The organism is Mesorhizobium sp. SARCC-RB16n (genome assembly GCF_008520305.1).
In the GTDB taxonomy this organism is placed as follows: domain Bacteria; phylum Pseudomonadota; class Alphaproteobacteria; order Rhizobiales; family Rhizobiaceae; genus Mesorhizobium.
Genome location: NZ_ML703254.1, coordinates 125187 through 145190, shown reverse-complemented (window position 1 = coordinate 145190; position 20004 = coordinate 125187). Strand labels below are relative to the sequence as shown.

Here is a 20004-nt window from a genome sequence, read left to right as displayed (position 1 = left end):
TTGGCTCATGTGAAGGCGAGGCGGCCGGCATCGGTGCCAAATCGCGCCAGCGCTTGATAGGCGTCCATATAAGACGAGATCATCCGTTCCAGCGAAAACCGTCGCCGCGCCTCCGCCCGGCATGTCTCGCCGTCCAGGCTGGACGCCGCAACGATGGCCTGGGCCATCTCGTCGACCGTGTTGACGAGAAAACCGGTCCTGCCGTGCTCGATCACATCGGGAAGCGCGCCATTCGGAAAGGCGACCACCGGTGTGCCGCAGGCCAGCGCCTCCATGGCGACAAGTGAGCTGGTCTCGGCGGCAAGGCTAGGAATGACCAGACAGCGCGCTGCGCTGAGAAAGCGCCGCTTGGCAGTGAAACCGAGCGGACCGAGGAAGCGGCGGCGCCCATCGAGGCGAGGTTGGACTTCTTCGCGAAAGTAGCGTGTGTGCGTTTCATAAGGATAGACCTTGCCGCCGACAACCAGCGGCACACCTGCTTGCTTGGCCGCGTCCAGCGCCAGGTGGATGCCCTTTTCCGGGCAGATCCGGCTAAGAAGCAGTGCGAAGTCGCGCTTCGGTTGCAGCAGGCTGAACGCCTCTATGTCGACGCCATTCGGAATGGGCGGTGCCAGTCTGGCGCCTGGTGGCGCTGTTTTCTCTTGGGCGGCCGAAACCGCATGAAGCCACAGGTCGTTGCGCGTCGGGCACAGTGCCTCGGTCCGATACCAGTCCAGAGGCAGGTGAAGGGTCACCAAGGTCGGGCCATCGTCCGGCAGATAGGCGTCGAAATCGATGCCATGCAGATGAACCACATCGATCGGCCAGCTGGCGCGGGCAGAAGCGATCGCGACGCGATGAGCCTGTTGCGCACGGCTCTTGGCGGCCTCGTCGAGCACGCCGCTTTCCGCCGGTGTTTCCACAAGGATGCCGCTTGCGCTGGAGCCCCGACAGCCGACGACGATGGACCGATGACCCGCGCGGACCAGTGCCCGGTCGAGCATCGACAGAACCTGTTCGGCCCCGCCGACCGCATCCGGTCCGACGGGCGCGAGGGAATAGGCGACATTGAGGATAGTGAGTGTCATGGCCGGCCGAGCCACGGTGCCAGAGGCAGTGAATTGGCGGCGGGCCCGTGAGCTTCCACTCCGGCCGGTGCATCCAATGATCGCGGACCTGGTCGCATCAAAGCCTCACGCAGCCGAGGCCCGCTGGGTCGGGAGCGAGGTGGACGTCATACCGGGCGCGTAGCGGCGGACCATCGCTGCACAGAACTCGGCGAATTCCTCGGGCACCAGTGGAGGGCTGGTGTGGTGAGGCATCATTCCGCGATGTTCAGGCGTGAAGCAGAAAGTGACTGTGACATCGAAATCGGCGAGTGCCTCCATCTGTCGATCAAACCAGTTCAATGCATTCGGCCTGAAGCTGTCGGCCCAGGAAAGGCCCGTGCGCATGTTGGTGACGCCGAGCCGCTTCATCCAGGCGACGGCGTCGTCAAGTCGCGGGTCCTCGAAATGAAACCACTGCACCAGCCCCATTGCGGGTGTGTAGCGCAGGAATTCTTCGAGCGCCGGCTTCGGCGTGCCGTCCTGGCGCAGCAGCCCCATGTGGAAGTGACGATAATAGGAGGATCCCTCCGCTTCGCGATGCCGCGTCGTTGCTTCCCATTCACGCGGAAGGTCATAGAGGCTGTACCACTGGATGCGTGGTGCACTGCCGAGCAGCAATTCGGCCGTTCGCTTGAGTCCCCAGACCTGTATTTCCTCGGCCCCGAAGGTCGATACGCCGACCTCGCTGACCCATATGGGGAGGTCGGTAACGGTGGCGATCTCGCCGATCTTCTGCGGCCATTCCTGGATTTGCCACAGGTTCCAGTCGAGAGGAAAGCCGTGCACCGCGACGGCGTCGACATGGTCCAGCACGCCGTATTCCTTCATGCGCGTGATAAAGCCGGGGTCTATCGGCGAAATGCCGCCAAGCACTTTTGTCAGAGCCGGGTTCTCCGAAGCGATCGCGCCCGCCGACAGGACTGCCATCCTGGCAAAGCGGCTCCAATCGGGGTCGAGCTCTGGGTCCCAATGCGATTTGTTGTTGGGCTCGTTCCAGATCATCGCGGCTTCAATCATGGAGCTTTCCTTTCGACGGATAAATCGCGCCGCCGACCGGGTCGCCAGCAGCACGGCAGAAATAGACCTCCTGCTCGGGATGCAGAACGATCTCGAAACCCGCGCTGCGCAGCATTGCTTCGGTGCAAGCCCGGTTCGGGATCCACCAGTTGGTCGGGTCGTCGGCATAGCGGTGTTCGATGAAATGCAGCTTGGGAAATTCCGGCCGGTCGAACAGGTCATGCGTCCAGAAATGATAGTTCTCTTCCAGCTCGGGCAGATCCTTGCTGCCGCGTTGCATGGACTGAAAGATCATCAGGTCACCGGCGACATGCTCACGGATCAGATCGAGCGCGAGCAAGGGGTGGCGCAGATGGTAAAGCACCCCCATGAACAGCACGACATCGAATGTCTCGCGCAGGGCACCAACGTCGTAGACCGACAGTTTCTGGAATTCGATCTCGCAGTCCGCGATCTCGGCGGCAAAGCGGGCTTGCGCCAGATAGGCCTCGTCGAAATCGATGCCGAGAACGCGGGCGGCCCCTCGCCGTTTCATCTCGATCGAATAGAAACCGGCATTGCAGCCGATATCCAGCACAGTCATGCCGGCCAGATCGGCGGGTATCGCATCGGCGAATTTGCGCCATTTGATCAGTGGATAATTGCCGAGAAAGTGGTCGGGAGCGGTTTCGACGCCGGCCAGTTCCATGTTGTGGAACCACGGGCCGAGCGCGTCGATGCGCCGGCGGATTTCGGCATGGGAATGCAACATGGTCACGCTCCTTCGCCCGGAACGACGGGTACATGCGAATGCGCGCCGGGCATTATCGTTGGGGGCTGGTGATGAGCGGATGGAACGCCGTTTTCAAGCAACCGCAGGGCTGTGCGATAGCCGTTGAAAGTGCCGACATCGACATAGGCGGACCCTGCTTTAATACCGTAGGCCACACCGCCGGCCGCAAGGTAGGCATTGATCAATGTGCCGATGTATTCGTCACGGCCTTCCCGCTCGCGCCAGAGTACCGCAAGCCGATGCAGGATCTGGCCGGGCATCTTGAACGCGCCCCAAACCCAGTTCGTGGAGGCATCCTGTCGCTTGACCTGGATTTCGATAACGCGCTCGTCATCCTCGGTGACGACGGCGTCGAAGAATTCCGGGCGATCAACCGGGAAGAGTAGAAATGAAAGCTGATCGTCAGGCAAATAACAGAACCCGTCCTCGGGAAACCAGATCGTATCTGGGAGGCCGACCAGGACGACCTCGTCGGGCGCCACGAGCGGCGCTGCCCGGAAAATCGCATCGCAGAGACCGACGGGGTTGGGCTGCACCACAAAGAGCGCTGCCGCCTCACCATAGCCGGCAGCATAGTATTCGAGAATGTCGGATTTGCCCGATCCGATGATGAAGCAAATCTTATCGACGCCGGCCTGGACCATGCGCCGCACCAGATACTCGCTTACCGCGCAGGGACGTTCGGTCTGGCCGTCGATTCGGCTGCCAACCGGCAGCAGCTCCTTCGAGAAGCCGAGCGGTTGGATGCGGCTGCCACGTCCGGCAGCGGGCACGATGCCCAACATCAGACTGCTTCCCTCATCGGTTCGCCGACCGGATTTTGCGAGGCATCGGCCAGAATTTTATCCAGAACCGCTGCGCGCCTGGCGGAAGTGTGCTCGCTCAAGACCCGTTCGCGAGCACGCCTTCGGATGCCGTCGAGCTCGAGCTCCGGCAATTGCAGCGCGGCGACCACGTCATCCGTGTCATGCGCAAGCAGGACTTCGCGGCCGGGTTCGAAGAAGTCCGCGAGGCCTGGCCATGCGTCGGTGACGATGGCAGCCCCACACGCGGCCGCTTCGAAGAGCCGTCCCGACGGGCACCAGCCCTTTTGTGCCATGGCTTCCCGGGTGACGTTCAGCGTCAGCCGTGACGACGAGAAGAACGCCGGATGATCGGCGGGCGGCAGATGCCTGACGAAAAAGATGTTCTCGCTCCACGGGAATTCCTGCGGATATTGTGCGCCGCCAATGATGAAGCGCTGATCAGGCAGGCGCACGGCCGGGCGGACCAGCAGCTTTTCGACGCCGGCCTGGCGATCCGCCGCATAGGTCCCGAGATAGGACAAATCACCGGCGAATTCGGCTCGCTTCTCTGCCGGCCGGTGCCGGTCCGGATCGACATGCCCGTAGAGCGGCATCACGCGGCGCGCGCTCAGCACCGTCTTCAGCGCCTCGAGCGCCGGTCCGCCGGTGTAGCTCAGGACGAGGTCGTAGTCGGCAAGACCCTCTGGCCCGAAATAGGGCGGGCGCTCACCGTGCTCGACGCGGGCAAGCGTGACTGGAGTATCGAGATCGTAGAAGACGCGCAGCCCGCGACTTGCCTGCTGGGCCAGGCGCGAAGCCTCAACGGCGTCAGGGCAGTAGGAGGTGACGACGACGACATCCGCTTGCGACATCGCCCGCTCGGCAACGCGGCGGATGTCCTCCCAGTCCGGATAGATCACGACGTTGCCGCCGTCGAGCTGATCCAGATCACGGGTCCCCGCATAATAGGGAGTGTCGCGTTCGAAAAAGGTGATGGACCAGCCCAGCTGGGCGAGGGCGCGGATCAACCCGCGCCACAGCGTGGCATGGCCGTTCCCCCATGAAGATGTAACGGTGAGACCGAAAATGACCATCCGCATCGGGAATTTCCTCGTCAGGCAGCTTCATTCAATCGCAGAAGCTTTGAGCCCCAGTCGCCCGACGCGATCGTCGTGATCGAGGCGGGATCGATGTCGAAGCGAAAGCACTCGCCGACTGGTAAGCCAAGCACCTTGCAGACGGCGGCCTTGATCACATCGGCGTGGCTAATCAGGGCGACGCATTGGTGCTGATGCAGCTCGCGCACGCGGTTCATCAGCGAGACGATGCGCTGCTGGACATCCAGCATGGTCTCGCCGCTGGGCGTCCTGGCCTCCTGCCGCTGGTCGTTCCAAGCACGCCAACCGGCGTCCTCGTTCAGTTCATCGAAGGTCTTGCCCGACCAGTCGCCGAAGTCGATCTCGTCGAGTTCGGCGCAGATCGCGATTTCACCGACACCGCAAGCGAGAGCGATTGGCAGCGCCGTCTCCTGCGTGCGCTCGCGCGGGCTGCATAGAATCGCCGCGATCGTCTCTCGGGCCATGCGGCCTCCAAGGTGCTCGGCTTGAGCCTTGCCGGCCTCGCCGAGGCAGACACCGGCCATGCGCCCGGCAAGATAGGAGCCGACATTGTCGTGCGCCGCATGGCGGATCAAAAAGAATGTCGTCGTCATTCCGCGGCATCCAGCAAAGGATCGTCCTTGCCGGCGATGAAGGCGAGCGTGCGCTGTCGGGCCGCGGCGTCGGTGAACTGTTCGGGAGGCGACTTCATGAAATAGCTGCAAGGGCCTGTCAGCGCGCCGGCGATGCCGCGGTCGAGCGCCAGCTTGGCGCAGCGCACCGCGTCGATTACGACGCCGGCTGAATTTGGCGAATCCCACACTTCCAGCTTGAGCTCAGCATTCAGCGGCACGCCGCCGAAGGTCGTTCCTTCGACGCGGATGTAGGCCCATTTTCGGTCGGTGAGCCAAGGCACATGATCGCTCGGTCCGACATGAATGTTGCCCGGCTCGAGGGGAACATCGAGCTGGCTGGTCACCGATTGCGTCTTGGAGATCTTCTTCGATTCCAGCCGCTCGCGTTCCAGCATGTTGAGAAAATCGGTGTTGCCGCCGAAATTCAGCTGATAGGTGCGATCGATGCGCACGCCGCGCTCGCGAAAGAGATTGGCCAGCAGCCGGTGCACGATTGTCGCGCCGACCTGGCTCTTAATGTCGTCGCCGACCAGCGGCAGCCCGCGTTGTTCGAAGCGCCGGCGCCATTCCGGACGCGAGGCGATGAAAACCGGTATGCAATTGACGAAGGCGCAGCCGGCCTCGAGCGCGCATTCGGCATAGAAGCGCGTCGCCTCCTCCGAACCCACCGGCAAGTAGGACACCAGCACATCGGCTCCGCTGTCGCGCAGGATCTCGCTGACATTGGCAACCGGTTCGGGTGCCTCTTCGATCTCGTCGCGCAAATATTTGCCGATCCCGTCAAGCGTCGGTCCACGTTCGACGCGAACGCCGGTCGTCGGTGCCTCGGCAAAGCGGAAGGTGTTGTTCGGAGCGGCGTAGATCGCCTCCGCGACGTCGCGGCCAACCTTGCTTTTGGCGACATCGAACGCGCAGACAATTTCGATGTCGTCGACGTGATAGCCACCCAGGTCGGCATGCATCAGCCCCGGGATCGGCTCGTTGCTTTTTGCGTGGCGATAATAGGAGAGGCCCTGCACCAGGGAGGATGCGCAATTGCCGACTCCGACGATACCAACACGAACTTTTTTCGATCCCACGAAACTGCCGTCCTATGCTGCTCAAAGGTAAGTTCCTTGCGCCGAACCGCCACCGTGCCGGAATGTTCCTTTGGCCGTCGAAAAATTGCGGGGCTGGCCGAGAGATTGCATGGGGCGGCCTGGATCGAAGCTGCACCCGCCACGTTGGCTGCACGGCAAGCATTGGGAATCGATAGATGATCGTTTACGGCGACCACAAGCGAAGCGAGAGTGCGCAACAGCTTCAAGAGGCAACGATCCAACTGGCCCAAAGCCTCGGTCGTATGTCTCGCGGCATCCAGCGCCATGCTGCGTTGGTCGGGCTGTTCGTCAGCGTGTCGGAACTGGTTCAGGGGCTCGCCGATGCCGACTTCAAGGCCCGGGGCGTCGACACCAATTCGCCGTCGCAACAGCAAGGCGCCAACTTGTTGGTCGGGCTTGCGGCAGAGGTGGCGAAGTCATGGCGAAGCGGTTTCGGCGTGGACGGTGACATTGCCCCGCGACTTCTCCAGATGCTGGCCGCTCTCGATTGCAAGGCAGAGGTTTTGACCGGATCTGCCGAGGGTTACGCGCATTATGCGCTTTATCCAGAGAGCTATCTGGGCGCGGCGCAGGGATCGGGTCTTGATGCGAACACATGCGTGATCGGCATCCGAAGCATCGGCCTGGGGCTTGCGGCCATGGTGGCCGCCGCGCTCGGTGCGCCGGCGCCGATCAGCCTGCGTCCGATCGGCCATCCTTTCCGTCGGCACGTCAAGGCCGATCCACGGTTGATCGATGCCTGGAGGAACGAGCCGTCGGCTCGTTTCGCTGTCGTCGACGAAGGTCCCGGCCTGTCGGGAAGTTCGATCCACGCAGTCGTCACCTGGCTGCGGGACCTGGGGATCGAAACGGGCTGCATTCACCTGTTCCCCAGCCATTCGGGCGAGCCGGGCGCCGAAGCGTCGCAGGACATTCGGGAGACATGGGCACGCTGCCGCAAACATGTGGCGTTGACGTTTGACCGCACCTTCCCCGAAAGCACGCGAATTCCAGCGCTGCGCGATTGGGTGGCCGAGGCGGTCGGCAGACCGGAATTGCGTTTGACCGAAATATCTGGCGGCGCGTGGCGGACCTTTCATTACACCGACGACAGGCGCTGGCCACCGAGCGCACGCTGTACCGAGCGGCGAAAGTTCCTTGCCTCCGCGGGTCAAGATCGCTGGTATGTCAAGTTTGTTGGCCTCGGCGAAACCGGGATGCGCAAGATACGAGCCGCCACGATGTTGCATCAGGCCGGATTCGGATCGCAAGTCGTCGGCCTCTGCCACGGTTTCCTGGTTGAGCGGTGGAACGACGGCACCACGATGGATCAGCGGCCGCTGCCCAGACAGAGACTTGTCGCGGAGCTCACACGCTACCTGGCCTGGCGTGCGACCAATCTGCGAACCCACGAACCGGGTGCATCATTGTCCGCTCTCGCGCGGATGGCCGTTCACAATGCATCCGAGGCTTTGGGCGAAAACCAGGCGGCGAGGCTGCGAACCTGGTTCTCGAAGCCGACGCCCCCGCAGGTGCTGGAACGGGTCGAGATCGACGGCAGGCTTCACCCTTGGGAGTTTCTGGTAGGTTCCGATGGCGCGCTGATCAAGACGGATGCTGTCGACCACTGCCGAGGACACGATCTGATCGGCTGCCAGCCGATAGAATGGGACATTGCCGGCACCTGCGCCGAATATGGTTTGTCGGAGAGCGAAGCGGCGACCTTGATCGGCGGTATGCCTGACCGCGTCGACGCCGGACTTATCGGCTATTTCGAACCTTGCTACCTGGCCTTCCAGCTCGGGCTGTGGAGCTTGGCTGCCCAAGCCGAGAGTGGAGGGGAGAAAGCAAGGCTGACGAAGACGGCAAACCGGTACCAGGCAGGACTGAGACGGTTCCTGGACAAGGCCGGGGCATGACAGTGCCCATCAATCCAGCCTTCGCAGCATGTCTGCTTCCTGCTCGAGAATAGTGACCACTTCTTCCCGCTGCAGATGCGTCATCATCAGGCTGATGCAGCACTCCAGATAGGTGATCGAGGCTCGCCGCAAATAGGCAGCCGTCTCCCGTTCCGCCATCTTGTCGATATCGGCAGAGGATCGCTTGGGTTGCATGAGGACGTCCTCCATGTCTGAAAGCCTGAGCGGATGTTTCGCAGGATATCGAAACGACCGCGGTCCGCCGTCAGGCAGGGAGGTTCTGCAGCCCGCCTGACGTGGGCATCGCCCTTGTGGCGCGACCTGCTATTTCACCGCCGATCGGTCCGCCCTCAAGCGACGCGAAATAGTCGATCGTCTGCGCGAGCCCCTCGTTGAGAGGCACTCTCGGCACCCAGCCGAGAAGCGCTTTTGCGCGCGAGATGTCTGGCTGCCGGCGTCGAGGATCGTCTTGCGGCAGCGGCAGAAACGTCATCTCCGATTTGGTGCCGGTCATCGCCTTCACCAATGCCGCCAGTCGCATGATGGTGAATTCTCCAGGATTGCCCAGATTGATCGGCTTGCCCGGATTGGGATCGATATCCATCAGACGCATCAATCCACCGATCAGATCGGAGACGTAGCAGAAAGATCGCGTCTGCAGGCCGTCACCGAAGATCGTCAGGGGGCGTCTCTCAAGGGCCTGCATGATCAGGTTCGATACGATGCGACCGTCCGCCGGGTCCATTCTCGGCCCGTAGGTGTTGAAGATACGCGCGACGCGAACGTCGGCCTTGCCGGCTCTCAGATAGTCGAAGCAAAGTGTTTCGGCGGTGCGCTTGCCCTCGTCGTAGCAGGCGCGCGGGCCGGTGCAGTTCACGTGCCCGACGTAATCCTCCCTCTGCGGATGTTGTTCCGGATCGCCATACACTTCACTCGTGGAGGCCTGCAGCAATCGGGCATCGTACCGGGCGGCGAGTTCGAGCAGGTTCAACGTTCCGATGACGCAGGTTCGCGTGGTGTGGATCGGATCGGCCTGGTATCGCGGAGGCGAGGCGGCGCATGCCAGGTTGAAGATGCGGTCCACTGGCTCACCAAGGTCCAATGGCCGGCAGATATCCTGCTCGATCAACCGGAAACCCGGCTGGTCCATGATCGCGTTGAGGTTCTCCATGCGACCGGTAAGAAAATTGTCGGCGCAGATCACGCGCCAGCCATCGCGTAACAATGCTTCGCAAAGATGCGAACCGAGGAAGCCCGCGCCACCAGCGACGAGCACCGTCTTTGCCCTTTGCGCTTTTTTTGTTTGTCGCATCGCGATTTTCTCCTGTCTGCCAGTCATGCTGCACTTCCGATATCGAGATCGAGGACCACCGCCCCCTTTTGCGTAAGCGCCGTGATGAATTCGCGAGCCCGGGCCACACCGGTGTGGGAGGAAAGGACGAGTTTGCATGCCCGGTCGGCCATGGCGAGACGTGTCCGAGCCGATTCCCGAGCCAGGATGGCGACGACATCATCCGGCTTCTTGGCCGTGTGGATCGTTGATGCGGGAAAGAAACTGTCGAGCCCTGGCCAGCGGTCGCTAATGATCGGCGTGCCACAAGCGGCGGCTTCGAAAAGGCGCACGCTGGGCGACCATCCCGCGGCAATCATGGAACTACGTGTAACGTTCAGCGTGTAGCGCTGACGGCTGTAGAATGCGGCATGATCGGCCGGCGGCAAGTGTTCGATGCGCTCGACATTGTCGGGCCACTCGATGTCGGAGGGATATTGCGAGCCGGCCACGATGAAACGCCGATCCGGCATGCGCCGTGCAGGCTCGAGCAGGAGCGCATTTAGCGTGGCCTGTCGGTCCATGCTGTAAGTACCGAGATAGCCGAGGTCCCAGCGGATCGGATCCGGGGTGCGGTAGTGCCGTTCCGGATCGACCGAACAGTAGAGCGGTTCGGCGCGGCGTGCGCCGAAGGTCTGCGCCAGATCGGTAAGCATCGGGCCGCCGGTGAAAGAGAAATAGATGTCGAAGTAAGGGATCTGGCGCCATCTCAAATAGTCGCAATCGTCTGCCGACAGCTTTGCCAGGGTCACAGGCGTGTCGATGTCGTAAAAGCAGAGTTGTCCTTTGCAAAGGGAAGCGACGATGTCGATGACCGCGCGCCCTTCCGGCACGAAAGAACCGATCACCACGACATCGGCCTGTTGCAGGCACCGTGCATAGTCGCCTTGCAGTTCCTGTACGGTTTCATAGTAGCGCAAGGCACAGAAATCTGGATCGCGCAAATCGCGGTGGTTGGCGTACCACGGCACATCGCGCTCCAGAAAAGTCACGCGGTGGCCGAGTTGGTGGAGGCCTTTCAGCAGACCTCGAAAAGTGGTGGCATGGCCGTTTCCCCAGGACGAGGACAGCGACAGGCCGAGAAAGACGATGTCCAGCTTCTTGGTCATTCGGCCGCCTCCACGGTCCCGCGCGTCAAATGCCGCTTGAAGACGGTATCGGCCACGGCCGCCCGCAGTGCATAGGTATGTTCAGCAAGAACGCGGCGAAGTGCGGCCTGGCCAATTGCCTTTGCCCGACTAGGGGTCAGCGCCTGCATGATCTCCGCGACGTCGCCGCCGTCGCGCGCCACAAGGATTTCCTCGCCGGGTTTCAGGAACTGCTCGACGCCCAGCCAGGCATCGGTGATCAGGCAAGCGCCGGCGCCTGCCGCCTCGAAGATACGCGTGGCTGGTGAAAACCCGTTCGCGGCCATGCTGTCGCGGCTGATGTTCAGCACGGCCTTCGGCGTGACATTGAAGGCATTGTGATCGCGAGTGCCGACATGGCCGAGCCAGTCGACATTGGCGGGGAGCGGCTTGTCGCCCCAGCCAGATCCGCCGAGCAGAAAACGTTGTTGGGGCAGTTGGCTCGCGGGATCGAGGAAGAACGATTCGACACGCGCTTCACGATCCGGCAGCCTGTTTCCCAGGAACGCCAGGTCGCAAGCAAAACGCGCATTGCTGGCGACCGGGTGGTGCGTTCCGGGATCGAGGGCATTGTAGATTGGCACGCACTCGGTCGCGGCCATGGCACGATAGGCCCAGACCACGGGATCGCCGCCGCCATAGGTCAACACAAGATCGATTTCTTGCAGCGCACGATGCAGCGGGTGGTCCGGCTCGTTGCGCAACTGGGCGAGCGTGGCCGGCGCGTCCACGTCCCAGAAAACGATCAGCGCGTCGCTCCGGGCGTGGTTGAGCACGGCGCGCAGCAGCGCCTCGTCCTCGAAGCCGACACCGCTCGCCTTGACGACGATGTCGGCTTCGGCGGCACGCGCCGCCACCTGCATCATCGCATGCCCGGTCGCCTCGTAAACAACGACGGTGCACCATTCCGGCGCCTCGATGTCCCGGTTCTTCTGCCTGTCATAAACGTCGGGCTCATAGAAGGTGATTTCGTAGCCCAGTTTGGAAAGCGCCTTCAGCAAGCCACGATAATAGGTCGCGGCACCGTTCCAATAGGACGACAAAAGGCTCGATCCATAGAATGCGATCTTCATGCGGCGGCTTCCTTTGCGGCGGTCGTGTGGGCGGTATGCCGGTTCGTGCAGTGCGAGAGCACGTCGAACAACTCGTCGACGCGGTGACGGCAGGTGTGCCGCGAGCGGATGGTCTCAAGACCCGAGGCCACCAGGCAGGCCGCGAAATCGGGATCGGCCAGCACCGCCCGAAGGTGTTGCCGCATTTGCGAGCCATCCTCGGCAAACAGGAAGTCGACGCCGGGCCTGAAAAGCTGCTCGACATCGGACCATGGCGCCGAGATCAACGGGATGCCGCAGGCGAGTGCCTCGAACATGCGGATTGTCGGAATTCCGGGCAAGTATTCACGATAGGGGCGCCGCGGAATGTGCACCGTGACACGATACGCGGCGAACGCCTTCGGCACGTCGGCATTGGCGATCCACCCTTCGTAGCGCAGACCGGCGGCTGCCAAATCGGCTAGTGCCGGGTTGGGATAGCGGACACCGTGAACAGTGGCCTGAAGACCGAGATCGCGCACCGGTTCGATCAGGAACTCCCGGATTTCGGCCGTCCTCTCGTCGTCGCCCCAGTTTCCGATCCAGACCAGATCGGAAGTGCGATGGATTTCCGGGTGCGGCTTGAAAAGCCGATCATCAGCCGCTTCATGCCAGGTGAAGACACGCTTACCCCAGCCGGCGCGCAGGTAGCTTTCGCGCAATGCTTCGCCAAAAGCGAGAATGCCGTCATAATGTTCCAGATGAAGCGCCGAAATGGCCTCCGTGGCCGACACGGCCCGATGATGGGTGTCATGAAACAGCAGGATGAAGTTGCCGCCACCCGCCCGGGCACGGCCGATGCGAGCGACAAGCTGCGGGTCGGTCCATTCGTGGACGATCACCACGTCGGCCTCGGCGATCCAGGCCTCGTGATCGAACCCGGTATCATAGGTCACCGGCATCAATTCGGGGAAGTCCTTGCGGAAGCGTTCGATCGCGTAGGATCCCTTCTCGGCCAGCAGGTTCGACCGGCTCCAGCCGTCCGCCGGCTCAAGAGCAATGGCCTGATGCCGACGCCCCACCAGCTCCCGGATGACACCCCGAAGGAAATGGGCATTGCCGTGGTTCCAGTCGGAGACGAGCGAGTGAGTGTAGAACAAAAAGCGCATGATCAGCGCTCCGCCGCGGCTAGCGCCGCCTTTTCATAGACATCGCGCATCGCCGCTGCCTGCCTCCCCAACGTGTACCTGCGGCTTCGGCGAAGGGCTGCCCGGCCGAGCTCGTGCCTATGCTCGGTATCGCTGGAAAGACGATTGATGCAGGCAGCGAGATCATGCGGGTCGCGCGCATCGAAGAACATCGCGGCCTTGTCCCATAATTCACGATAGGTCGGGATGTCAGAGAGCACCAGGGGCGTTGCCGACATAGCCGCTTCCAGCGCCGCCAGGCCGAACGGTTCGTAGAGCGAGGGAGACACGAAAATACCGGCGCGGGCCATCAGGGAGCGCACCTCGTCATGCGGCAGTGCTCCGAGAGGAACGGCATTGTTGACGGTGGTGCGCTCGCTGTTCGGGCCGTGAAGCGAACCGGCTGCAAAGACGGGCCATTGCGTCAACGAGGCGGCCTGATCGAGCGCCACCACGTTCTTTCCCTCGTCCCACCAGCGGCCGGCGGCAAAGACCAGCAGTTGGCGGTGTTCGACACCTGGGACCGGACGCGCGCCATTTCCAACGACGTGGAGGCATGCGATCGGGCCATAGCAGGTCTCGAGCAGCTCTGCATGGCTGCGGCTCGGCGCGATGACGGCATCGGCGCTGTCGAAGCCGCGCTTGTTGCGCTCTTTCTGCCAGGTCCATGCGCTATCCAATGCCTGTCCCCTGACGGCGCGAAACCATGTCGTCACGCATGAATGCGAGACCACTATGACAGGGCAGGGAGCATCCAACCCAACTGCCTGCGTCGGCGCGTTGAGATGGACGAGGTCGATGGCGTGGTCACGTAGCGGCGCATGCAATTCCCCCGGGAGAGCGTCGAGATCACCGGCGTCATGGGTCATCCAATCCAGCGGAGTGTTCAGCCAGATGAGCGTCGCGAACGACCGCGCCTCATCGGCCTGTTGCCTGGATGGTCGCGGCCCCAGGCCGGCGAACACGATGCTGTCGCCGCCCTTGACCAGCTCCCGGCCGAGATCAAGCGCATAGCGCCATACTCCGCCCATGGCATCGACGGTCATCAGGATGCGGCGCCTGCGCGGCCTCAGTGTCCGCAACATGCCGCCTCCAGTTCCGCCAGCGGACGCGGGCGCTTTTCCTGGATGTCGCTGAACTTCTGGAACGATGCGAGGTAATGGTCATGGGCGCGCTCCCAGGCCAGATCATCGGGTTCGCCCCAAAGCTCGCGATAGCTGGGCGAACTCGGATAAGGATAAAGCGGTACGGGTTCATTGGCCCACACGCCATTGTCGATCAGATGGGCTCGCCAGTAATCGACAAGGGCAGGATCGTCCTCGACGACACCGATTAGATTTGCCTGAACGAAGGGAACGTGGCGCCTGGCCTTGACCAGCAGCGCGGCCAGTTCCTCGGTGTCCAGCCGGCAGCGCTTGGCCAACATCGCCCGCCCTTCCACCGTCAGGCTTTCGAGGCCGGCTTCGATGGAGACGCAGCCCGCCGCGCCCAGCAATTCCAGGAGCTCGGGTTTCCACAGATCGATGCGGGTCTGTACGCCAAATTTCACATCGCGCGCGACCAACGCGTCCAGCAACGCTTTTTGCGGTAGGAAGATTTCGTCGATGAAGTAGATGTAGCCGACGCCTTGGGCAATCAGACGATCGATTTCGGCCACCACCGCTTCGTGGTTTCGGCGGCGATAGGCATCGCGGAAATCGATCTTGGCGCAGAAGCTGCAATTGTACGGACAGCCGCGGGATGCCTCGACCTCGGCCCCGAACCCATGCTGTTGGTCATCGAACCTGTGATGGTGATGCGAATGGGCGGCGATCCAGTCGGATGGCCATTCAAGCGGCGGATGATCGACAAACAAGCTGGCATGGACGCCGCCGGTCGAAACCAGCTTGGCGTCCCGCAGGTAAGCGGTCGAAGGCACCGCGTTCCAATCGTCGCGCCGGGCAAGATCCGCGACGACTTCCTCGCATTCGCCGCGCACGACAATGTCGACGCCAAGCTTGCGCAAAGTCGGCGCCGGCGTGGCCGAACCATGCGGCCCGACGGCGACCGTGCGTCCGCCGCGCCCGGCGAGACGATTGAGGAAATCGGCCGGCACGCGCAACTCCGGCGGTGCGCAGCGCCAGAACAGATAGGTCGGCGCGGTGCTGACGACCGTCATTGCCGGCGCGAAATCAGCCACACGTTCGCAGAGCCCTGCGTTGTCAAGCTTCTGCAACTGGCCGTCCAGCAGCAGCACCTCATGGCCGGCCGCTTCGAGCAGGGCTTTCGAATAGCCGAACTCCAGCGGCAGATGCGGCTGGCGGCAGCCGAAATAGATGCTGTCTTCGTACATCCAGGACGGGTTGACCAGCGCGATCCTCATGCGACGTACCTCACGGCTTCGGGTCGGGCCTCGAGCCGGTGGTGCTGCAGCCAGTCGGCGAGATCGCGAATGCCCTCGCGCCAAGCGACGTGTGCCTTCCAGCCAAGCGCGGTCTCGATCTTGCGGGTATCGGCGACGAAGAACGGCTGGTCGCCGGTCCGTTCCCCGTCGTGGCGAACCGAGAGCTCGCGGCCAGTCAGACTGCCGATTTCACTCAACAGCATACGCAGGCTGAGCGCATTTTCGGGCCCACCGCCAAGATTGAATGCCTGGGCCTTGGTGATGTCGATCCGGTCCAGCACGGCCCTGTAGGCGGCGACCGCATCGGCGACATGCAGGATGTCTCGCACCTGCCTGCCGTCGCCGTAGATGGTGATTTGCCGTCCTGCCAGGGCGCTGAGCAGGAAGTGCGCTACCCAGCCCTGGTCCTCGGTTCCAAACTGGCGGGGTCCGTAGATGCAGCTCATCCGCAGCACCGCCGTGGGCATGCCGTAGGATTTGGCATAGTCGAGCACATACTGGTCCGCCGCTCCCTTGGAGCAGCCATAGGGTGTGCAGAAATCCAGGTGGCGGGCTTCATCGATGCCGCCGGCCTGGATGGCGCTGTCGCACGCTATGTAGCGGTCGCCGTCCTCGCGAACCGCGACGTCGGGAAGGCTGCCGTAGACCTTGTTGGTGCTGGCAAAAACAACCGGGATGTGCTCGCCGCTCAGCCGCGCCGCTTCCAGCACGTTGAACGTTCCCCGAAGATTAATGTCGAAATCCTCGTCCGGCCGGACCAGGCTGGTGGTGACGGCCGTTTGCGCGGCCAGATGGAAAATCGCCTTCGATCTCATCAAGACGGGTGCCAACGTGTTGGCGTCCCGCACATCGATTGTCTCGACGGTAACGCGATCACCGTGTTTCTGGGTCAGCCATTCAAGGTTCTGTTCGACGCCGGGACGGCTGAAATTGTCGACCACCAGCACCGGCTCGCCGTCCGACAACAGGCTGTCGGCCAGGTTTGATCCTATGAAGCCGCTGCCGCCGACTATGGCGACCGGGGCGTCGCGACGGTTGCGTGCGCCCGGGCTCATGACACCAACCCGCGCTCTTCGAGCTCGCGCTTCATTTCGGCGCCGCGGTCGACGGCGGTCGTGTTGCGCACCCAGGAGACGAAATCGCCGAGAGAATTCTCCAATCGGCGCCCCGGTTCGAGACCCAGCAGCTCACGTGCCTTGGAAATATCGGCGAAACAGTTGCGGATGTCGCCGGAGCGCGCCTTGCCGAGCAGCTCGGGCGATCGGTTCGGGATCCCCATGGCCTCCGCCAGCAATCGCGCGACTTCGCTGATCGTATAAGCCCGGCCGCTGCCGATATTGATGACGTGCCCCTTTGCCTGCCGTTGCTGCAGCGCAAGGCGAAAGGCGCGGGCGACGTCCTGCACATGAACGAAATCGCGCTTCTGTTCGCCGTCCTCGAAGATCATCGGACGTTGCCCATTGGCCAGACGTGAAGCGAAGTTGGCCAGCACGCCGGTATAGGGATTCGACAGCGCCTGGCCGGCGCCGAAAACATTGAACAGGCGCAACGCAACCGCATCGATGCCGTACGCTTCGCCGAAGATCAGCACGGCGCGTTCCTGCGCGTATTTTGTCAGCGCATAGATCGAGGCGAGGTCGACCGGTTTTTCTTCGTCCGTCGGCACTGGCGAAAGGGGCTCGCCTTCTGGCGACAACGGATTCCACTGTCCGCTTTTGATGTCGCTTGCCTTGCGCCTGGCATTGTCGATGCGCCGTCCATCGGGCGTGGCATAGAGGCCTTCGCCATAGACGCTCATCGAGGAGGCGACGACGATCCGCTCGACTGGATGTTTGATCAGCGCCTCGAGCAGCGTCGCCGTGCCGAGATCGTTTGTGCCGACATAGCGCGCGATCTCGTACATCGATTGCCCGACGCCGACTTCCGACGCCAGATGAATGACCGCGTCGACGCCTTCCAGCGCCTCGGCAAGGGCCTCGCGGTCGCGGATGTCGCCCTTGATCAGTTCGGCTCCGGCAGGAAGCGCAACCGCCTCGCCCGCATGCACCTGCTCCAGCAGGGCGTCAAGAATGCGAACCGAAAAATGGTGAGCGATGAGTTCTTGTGTGACGTGTCGACCAATGAAGCCGCAGCCTCCTGTAACCAATATGCGTTTCACGACGACTCCTCGGACAAGTGACCTTGGCGCCCCGAACTTCTGGGCAAAAGGTTTGTTCCCCGTGCTTCAACAAACTTCCTTTCGCGGAAGCGAGCGCATCGCCATCGGCCCGCGATGCTGGAACATTGCCGCCGGTAAGCTGTTAGAGCGCTCGAAGCCGCCATGACGCCCCTACGGCGAAGCCAATCATCAAGGGAGATTTCAATGTCTCAGTCTCAAACGACCACCAATCACGACGAAATTCGCAAATGGGCCGAGGAGCGGCAGGGCCGGCCGGCGGTGGTTCGCACCAAGGGCGAGGGCGGCATACTGCGGATCGACTTCGGCGAGCCCGAGGAAGCATTCGACCCCGTCGATTGGGACGAGTTCTTCCGGATATTCGACGAAAACGATCTGGCCTTCCTGTATCAGGCAAAGACCAGGGACGGAAAGGCCAGCCGCTTCAACAAATTCGTCGAGCGTGATCGCAAGGGTTGAGAAGGCTGGCCTGGGTCCGACCCTGTCGGACCCCAGAAAATCTTGAAATTCGCTGGAACAATCGATGACCCCGTTGCTTCGGGCACTGAGCTAGGACTCGATCCGCAGGATCAGGCGCCGGAACACAGGAGTTGCATATGACGGACGATCGCAGCCCACGCCCAGCGGGCACATCCCGGCGGAGGCTGGTTGGCGGGATGGCGACCGGTGCGCTGGCGGCTTTTGCAATGCCCACCCAGGTGCAACAGGCCAGTGCCGCGAGCAACGCCGCCGTGGCCTCGTCGCCTCTGAAGCAGGATCCGACGACGCAGTACCCGCAACCGCCCTTCAAGCCTCAGCTGCAGCAATGGCCGGGGCTTGCCGGCAAGATGGATCCACGGCCCGATCATGGCGAAAAAAGCTACAAAGGGTCAGGCCGGCTCGCCGGTCGCAAGGCCCTCATTACAGGCGGCGATTCCGGCATGGGGCGAGCGGCGGCTATTGCGTTTGCCCGCGAGGGAGCCGACGTTGCATTCGGTTATTTGCCGGCTGAAGAGCCCGATGCCAGGGAAGTTGTCCAATTGATTGAGGCGGCCGGGCAAAAGGCGGTGCCGCTGCCGGGCGATATTCGCGACGAGGCGTTTTGCAAGAAGCTGGTCGATGACGCCGCAGCGCAACTCGGCGGCCTCGACATATTGGTCAGCAATGCAGCGCGCCAGCATCCTCAGAAGGATCTTGCCGACGTAACCACCGAAGCGTTCGACTGGACTTTCAAGACCAATGTCTATGCCATGTTCTGGATCACCAAGGCTGCGCTCAGCCACATGGACGCGGGGTCCTCGATCATTATCACCAGTTCGGTCAATGCATATGATCCGGACGAGTCACTCGTCGACTATGCCATGACCAAGGCGTGCGGCATGAATTTCACCAAGAGCCTTGCCAAGCAGGTGGCCAAGAAGGGCATTCGTGTCAATGCGGTGGCCCCAGGCCCGATCTGGACGCCGTTGCAGCCGAGCGGCGGGCAATTTCCCGACAAGCTGCCGCACTTCGGGTCCGATACGCCGATGGGCAGGCCGGGACAACCCGGCGAACTGGCTTCGATCTACGTGCTGCTGGCCTCGCAGGAAGACAGCTACGCCACGGGCCAGGTCTACGGAGCAGTGGGCGGGCGCGGCGGGCCTTGACCGGGTTGGTCAAAACTTCGGGCCAGGAGGACAATTTCAATGCATGAGGTTTGCGCCACGGGCTTTCGCCACCTCTCGCATGATGCCGTTGAGCCAATTTTCGGTGGACTGGCCAAGCTGCCTGTGGTCGACGTCCCGGATCGCTTGCTCGAGGGTCTGTTCGACCAGCCGGTCCGATGCGTTGACGTCTCCCAGCAGAAGACGTGCCGCAAGCCGCAGTTTGGGCAAAAGCGCGAAGATATCGTCGGGCGAGGATGGAACGGAGATGCCCGGCCGCTCGGACGCCTGCGGAAAAAGGGCATTGAACACGGCTTGGCTGCCCGAGGATTTTCGCAAATTGCTGACATAGCGGAGATGTTCGGGAATGGCGATGTCGTTGTCGCCGCTGAAGAACACGAAGGGGATACCGCGGCGCATCAACTTGTCCGCGATCGGAAACACACGTCGGCCGTTGAGATTGACATCCAGGATTGCAGCTTCAGCCCGATCGGTATGTTCAGACGCCTGCTCGACGGTTGCCGCGGGGCCCAGGATGATAGCGCCCATGTTGCTGAAAAACCGTGCGAGATCTCCCGCCATCGACCATTCGTCTTCGACGATCAGAATATGCAGCCCCCGCAGTTCGCGCACGCCGTCATCCCTTCTTCGAACGGAGTTTAGGATGCAGACAGGGTGTTTCCCATCTTCTGTCATCCAGGGCCGCCTGCAATCGTTTCGCAAGCACCAGCATGCGGTCTGGGATGGGCCTGTCGA

General features: G+C 62.3%; 20 protein-coding genes. 3 read left to right on the top strand and 17 right to left on the bottom strand.

All coding sequences use genetic code 11. The features are described from left to right. Nucleotides 1-5 precede the first annotated feature (5 nt). From C7I87_RS02815 to C7I87_RS02785, 7 genes are all read right to left on the bottom strand, one after another. The gene (locus C7I87_RS02815; protein WP_149902756.1) at nt 6-1067 is read right to left on the bottom strand and encodes a glycosyltransferase family 4 protein; all 1062 of its coding nucleotides are present in this window, start codon (nt 1065-1067) and stop codon (nt 6-8) included. A 105-nt stretch (nt 1068-1172) separates the two neighbouring features. Beyond that, on the bottom strand, nt 1173-2105 hold the full coding sequence (locus tag C7I87_RS02810) for a glycoside hydrolase 5 family protein (RefSeq protein WP_149902755.1): 933 nt from the start codon (nt 2103-2105) through the stop codon (nt 1173-1175). Next, on the bottom strand, nt 2098-2856 hold the full coding sequence (locus tag C7I87_RS02805; protein WP_149902754.1) for a TIGR04290 family methyltransferase: 759 nt from the start codon (nt 2854-2856) through the stop codon (nt 2098-2100). The genes C7I87_RS02810 and C7I87_RS02805 overlap by 8 nt, the downstream gene beginning before the upstream one ends. A gap of 2 nt (nt 2857-2858) precedes the next feature. Beyond that, a complete protein-coding gene (locus tag C7I87_RS02800) occupies nt 2859-3662 on the bottom strand; it encodes a sugar phosphate nucleotidyltransferase (RefSeq protein WP_149902753.1) in 804 nt (267 codons plus the stop codon). Next, nucleotides 3662-4762 carry a CgeB family protein gene (locus C7I87_RS02795; protein ID WP_149902752.1) on the bottom strand — a complete coding sequence of 367 codons (1101 nt, stop codon included), beginning with the start codon at nt 4760-4762 and terminating at the stop codon, nt 3662-3664. Before C7I87_RS02795 ends, C7I87_RS02800 begins: the two co-directional genes overlap by 1 nt. Before the next feature lie 14 nt (nt 4763-4776). Beyond that, complete coding sequence (locus tag C7I87_RS02790) at nt 4777-5373, bottom strand: histidine phosphatase family protein (RefSeq protein WP_149902751.1); 597 nt, start codon at nt 5371-5373, stop codon at nt 4777-4779. Further along, the gene (locus C7I87_RS02785) at nt 5370-6473 is read right to left on the bottom strand and encodes an inositol-3-phosphate synthase (protein WP_149902750.1); all 1104 of its coding nucleotides are present in this window, start codon (nt 6471-6473) and stop codon (nt 5370-5372) included. Before C7I87_RS02785 ends, C7I87_RS02790 begins: the two co-directional genes overlap by 4 nt. Before the next feature lie 176 nt (nt 6474-6649). Between C7I87_RS02785 and C7I87_RS02780 the strand changes: the two genes are divergently transcribed. Then, nucleotides 6650-8392, top strand: coding sequence for a hypothetical protein (locus tag C7I87_RS02780; RefSeq protein ID WP_149902749.1), 1743 nt, complete (start codon nt 6650-6652; stop codon nt 8390-8392). 9 nt (nt 8393-8401) lie between these two features. On the opposite strand, the gene C7I87_RS02775 is transcribed toward C7I87_RS02780, so the two are convergent. From C7I87_RS02775 to C7I87_RS02735, 9 genes are all read right to left on the bottom strand, one after another. Further along, on the bottom strand, nt 8402-8587 hold the full coding sequence (locus tag C7I87_RS02775) for a hypothetical protein (protein WP_149902748.1): 186 nt from the start codon (nt 8585-8587) through the stop codon (nt 8402-8404). Nucleotides 8588-8657: 70 nt separating this feature from the next. After that, nucleotides 8658-9704 (bottom strand): UDP-glucuronic acid decarboxylase family protein, encoded by a 1047-nt coding sequence (locus C7I87_RS02770; RefSeq protein WP_149902747.1) that lies wholly within the window; start codon nt 9702-9704, stop codon nt 8658-8660. Between the two features lie 23 nt (nt 9705-9727). Then, the gene (locus C7I87_RS02765) at nt 9728-10831 is read right to left on the bottom strand and encodes a CgeB family protein (RefSeq protein WP_149902746.1); all 1104 of its coding nucleotides are present in this window, start codon (nt 10829-10831) and stop codon (nt 9728-9730) included. After that, the gene (locus C7I87_RS02760) at nt 10828-11922 is read right to left on the bottom strand and encodes a CgeB family protein (protein WP_149902745.1); all 1095 of its coding nucleotides are present in this window, start codon (nt 11920-11922) and stop codon (nt 10828-10830) included. Before C7I87_RS02760 ends, C7I87_RS02765 begins: the two co-directional genes overlap by 4 nt. Continuing rightward, complete coding sequence (locus C7I87_RS02755) at nt 11919-13049, bottom strand: CgeB family protein (protein WP_149902744.1); 1131 nt, start codon at nt 13047-13049, stop codon at nt 11919-11921. Before C7I87_RS02755 ends, C7I87_RS02760 begins: the two co-directional genes overlap by 4 nt. A gap of 2 nt (nt 13050-13051) precedes the next feature. Beyond that, nucleotides 13052-14152, bottom strand: a complete 1101-nt coding sequence (locus tag C7I87_RS02750) for a glycosyltransferase family 4 protein (RefSeq protein WP_149902743.1) — start codon at nt 14150-14152, stop codon at nt 13052-13054. Next, nucleotides 14137-15429, bottom strand: coding sequence for a TIGR04295 family B12-binding domain-containing radical SAM protein (locus C7I87_RS02745; RefSeq protein WP_149902742.1), 1293 nt, complete (start codon nt 15427-15429; stop codon nt 14137-14139). The genes C7I87_RS02750 and C7I87_RS02745 overlap by 16 nt, the downstream gene beginning before the upstream one ends. Continuing rightward, nucleotides 15426-16505, bottom strand: coding sequence for a GDP-mannose 4,6-dehydratase (locus C7I87_RS02740; RefSeq protein ID WP_149902741.1), 1080 nt, complete (start codon nt 16503-16505; stop codon nt 15426-15428). Before C7I87_RS02740 ends, C7I87_RS02745 begins: the two co-directional genes overlap by 4 nt. Beyond that, nucleotides 16502-17608: an NAD-dependent epimerase/dehydratase family protein gene (locus C7I87_RS02735; protein ID WP_149902740.1), complete on the bottom strand. Its 1107-nt coding sequence runs from the start codon at nt 17606-17608 to the stop codon at nt 16502-16504. Before C7I87_RS02735 ends, C7I87_RS02740 begins: the two co-directional genes overlap by 4 nt. 204 nt (nt 17609-17812) lie before the next feature. On the opposite strand from C7I87_RS02735, the gene C7I87_RS02730 reads away from it, so the two are divergent. Together C7I87_RS02730 and C7I87_RS02725 are read left to right on the top strand one after the other, a co-directional pair. Beyond that, a complete protein-coding gene (locus C7I87_RS02730; RefSeq protein WP_149902739.1) occupies nt 17813-18085 on the top strand; it encodes a hypothetical protein in 273 nt (90 codons plus the stop codon). 137 nt (nt 18086-18222) lie between these two features. Beyond that, nucleotides 18223-19251, top strand: coding sequence for an SDR family oxidoreductase (locus tag C7I87_RS02725; RefSeq protein WP_210250612.1), 1029 nt, complete (start codon nt 18223-18225; stop codon nt 19249-19251). Between the two features lie 36 nt (nt 19252-19287). Here C7I87_RS02725 and C7I87_RS02720 read toward each other — a convergent pair whose 3' ends face one another. Continuing rightward, a complete protein-coding gene (locus C7I87_RS02720; RefSeq protein ID WP_188393703.1) occupies nt 19288-19881 on the bottom strand; it encodes a response regulator in 594 nt (197 codons plus the stop codon). Nucleotides 19882-20004 lie beyond the last annotated feature (123 nt).

Excerpts from the sequence above, each read along its gene's own strand:
- C7I87_RS02725 (WP_210250612.1), top strand. The coding sequence starts at position 18,223 with ATGACGGACGATCGCAGCCCACGCCCAGCGGGCACATCCCGGCGGAGG.
- C7I87_RS02765 (WP_149902746.1), bottom strand. The coding sequence starts at position 10,831 with ATGACCAAGAAGCTGGACATCGTCTTTCTCGGCCTGTCGCTGTCCTCG.
- C7I87_RS02745 (WP_149902742.1), bottom strand. The coding sequence starts at position 15,429 with ATGAGGATCGCGCTGGTCAACCCGTCCTGGATGTACGAAGACAGCATC.
- C7I87_RS02805 (WP_149902754.1), bottom strand. The coding sequence starts at position 2,856 with ATGTTGCATTCCCATGCCGAAATCCGCCGGCGCATCGACGCGCTCGGC.
- C7I87_RS02740 (WP_149902741.1), bottom strand. The coding sequence starts at position 16,505 with ATGAGCCCGGGCGCACGCAACCGTCGCGACGCCCCGGTCGCCATAGTC.
- C7I87_RS02760 (WP_149902745.1), bottom strand. The coding sequence starts at position 11,922 with ATGAAGATCGCATTCTATGGATCGAGCCTTTTGTCGTCCTATTGGAAC.
- C7I87_RS02795 (WP_149902752.1), bottom strand. The coding sequence starts at position 4,762 with ATGCGGATGGTCATTTTCGGTCTCACCGTTACATCTTCATGGGGGAAC.
- C7I87_RS02750 (WP_149902743.1), bottom strand. The coding sequence starts at position 14,152 with ATGTTGCGGACACTGAGGCCGCGCAGGCGCCGCATCCTGATGACCGTC.
- C7I87_RS02790 (WP_149902751.1), bottom strand. The coding sequence starts at position 5,373 with ATGACGACGACATTCTTTTTGATCCGCCATGCGGCGCACGACAATGTC.
- C7I87_RS02730 (WP_149902739.1), top strand. The coding sequence starts at position 17,813 with ATGTCTCAGTCTCAAACGACCACCAATCACGACGAAATTCGCAAATGG.
- C7I87_RS02775 (WP_149902748.1), bottom strand. The coding sequence starts at position 8,587 with ATGCAACCCAAGCGATCCTCTGCCGATATCGACAAGATGGCGGAACGG.
- C7I87_RS02815 (WP_149902756.1), bottom strand. The coding sequence starts at position 1,067 with ATGACACTCACTATCCTCAATGTCGCCTATTCCCTCGCGCCCGTCGGA.
- C7I87_RS02770 (WP_149902747.1), bottom strand. The coding sequence starts at position 9,704 with ATGCGACAAACAAAAAAAGCGCAAAGGGCAAAGACGGTGCTCGTCGCT.
- C7I87_RS02810 (WP_149902755.1), bottom strand. The coding sequence starts at position 2,105 with ATGATTGAAGCCGCGATGATCTGGAACGAGCCCAACAACAAATCGCAT.
- C7I87_RS02800 (WP_149902753.1), bottom strand. The coding sequence starts at position 3,662 with ATGTTGGGCATCGTGCCCGCTGCCGGACGTGGCAGCCGCATCCAACCG.
- C7I87_RS02780 (WP_149902749.1), top strand. The coding sequence starts at position 6,650 with ATGATCGTTTACGGCGACCACAAGCGAAGCGAGAGTGCGCAACAGCTT.
- C7I87_RS02755 (WP_149902744.1), bottom strand. The coding sequence starts at position 13,049 with ATGCGCTTTTTGTTCTACACTCACTCGCTCGTCTCCGACTGGAACCAC.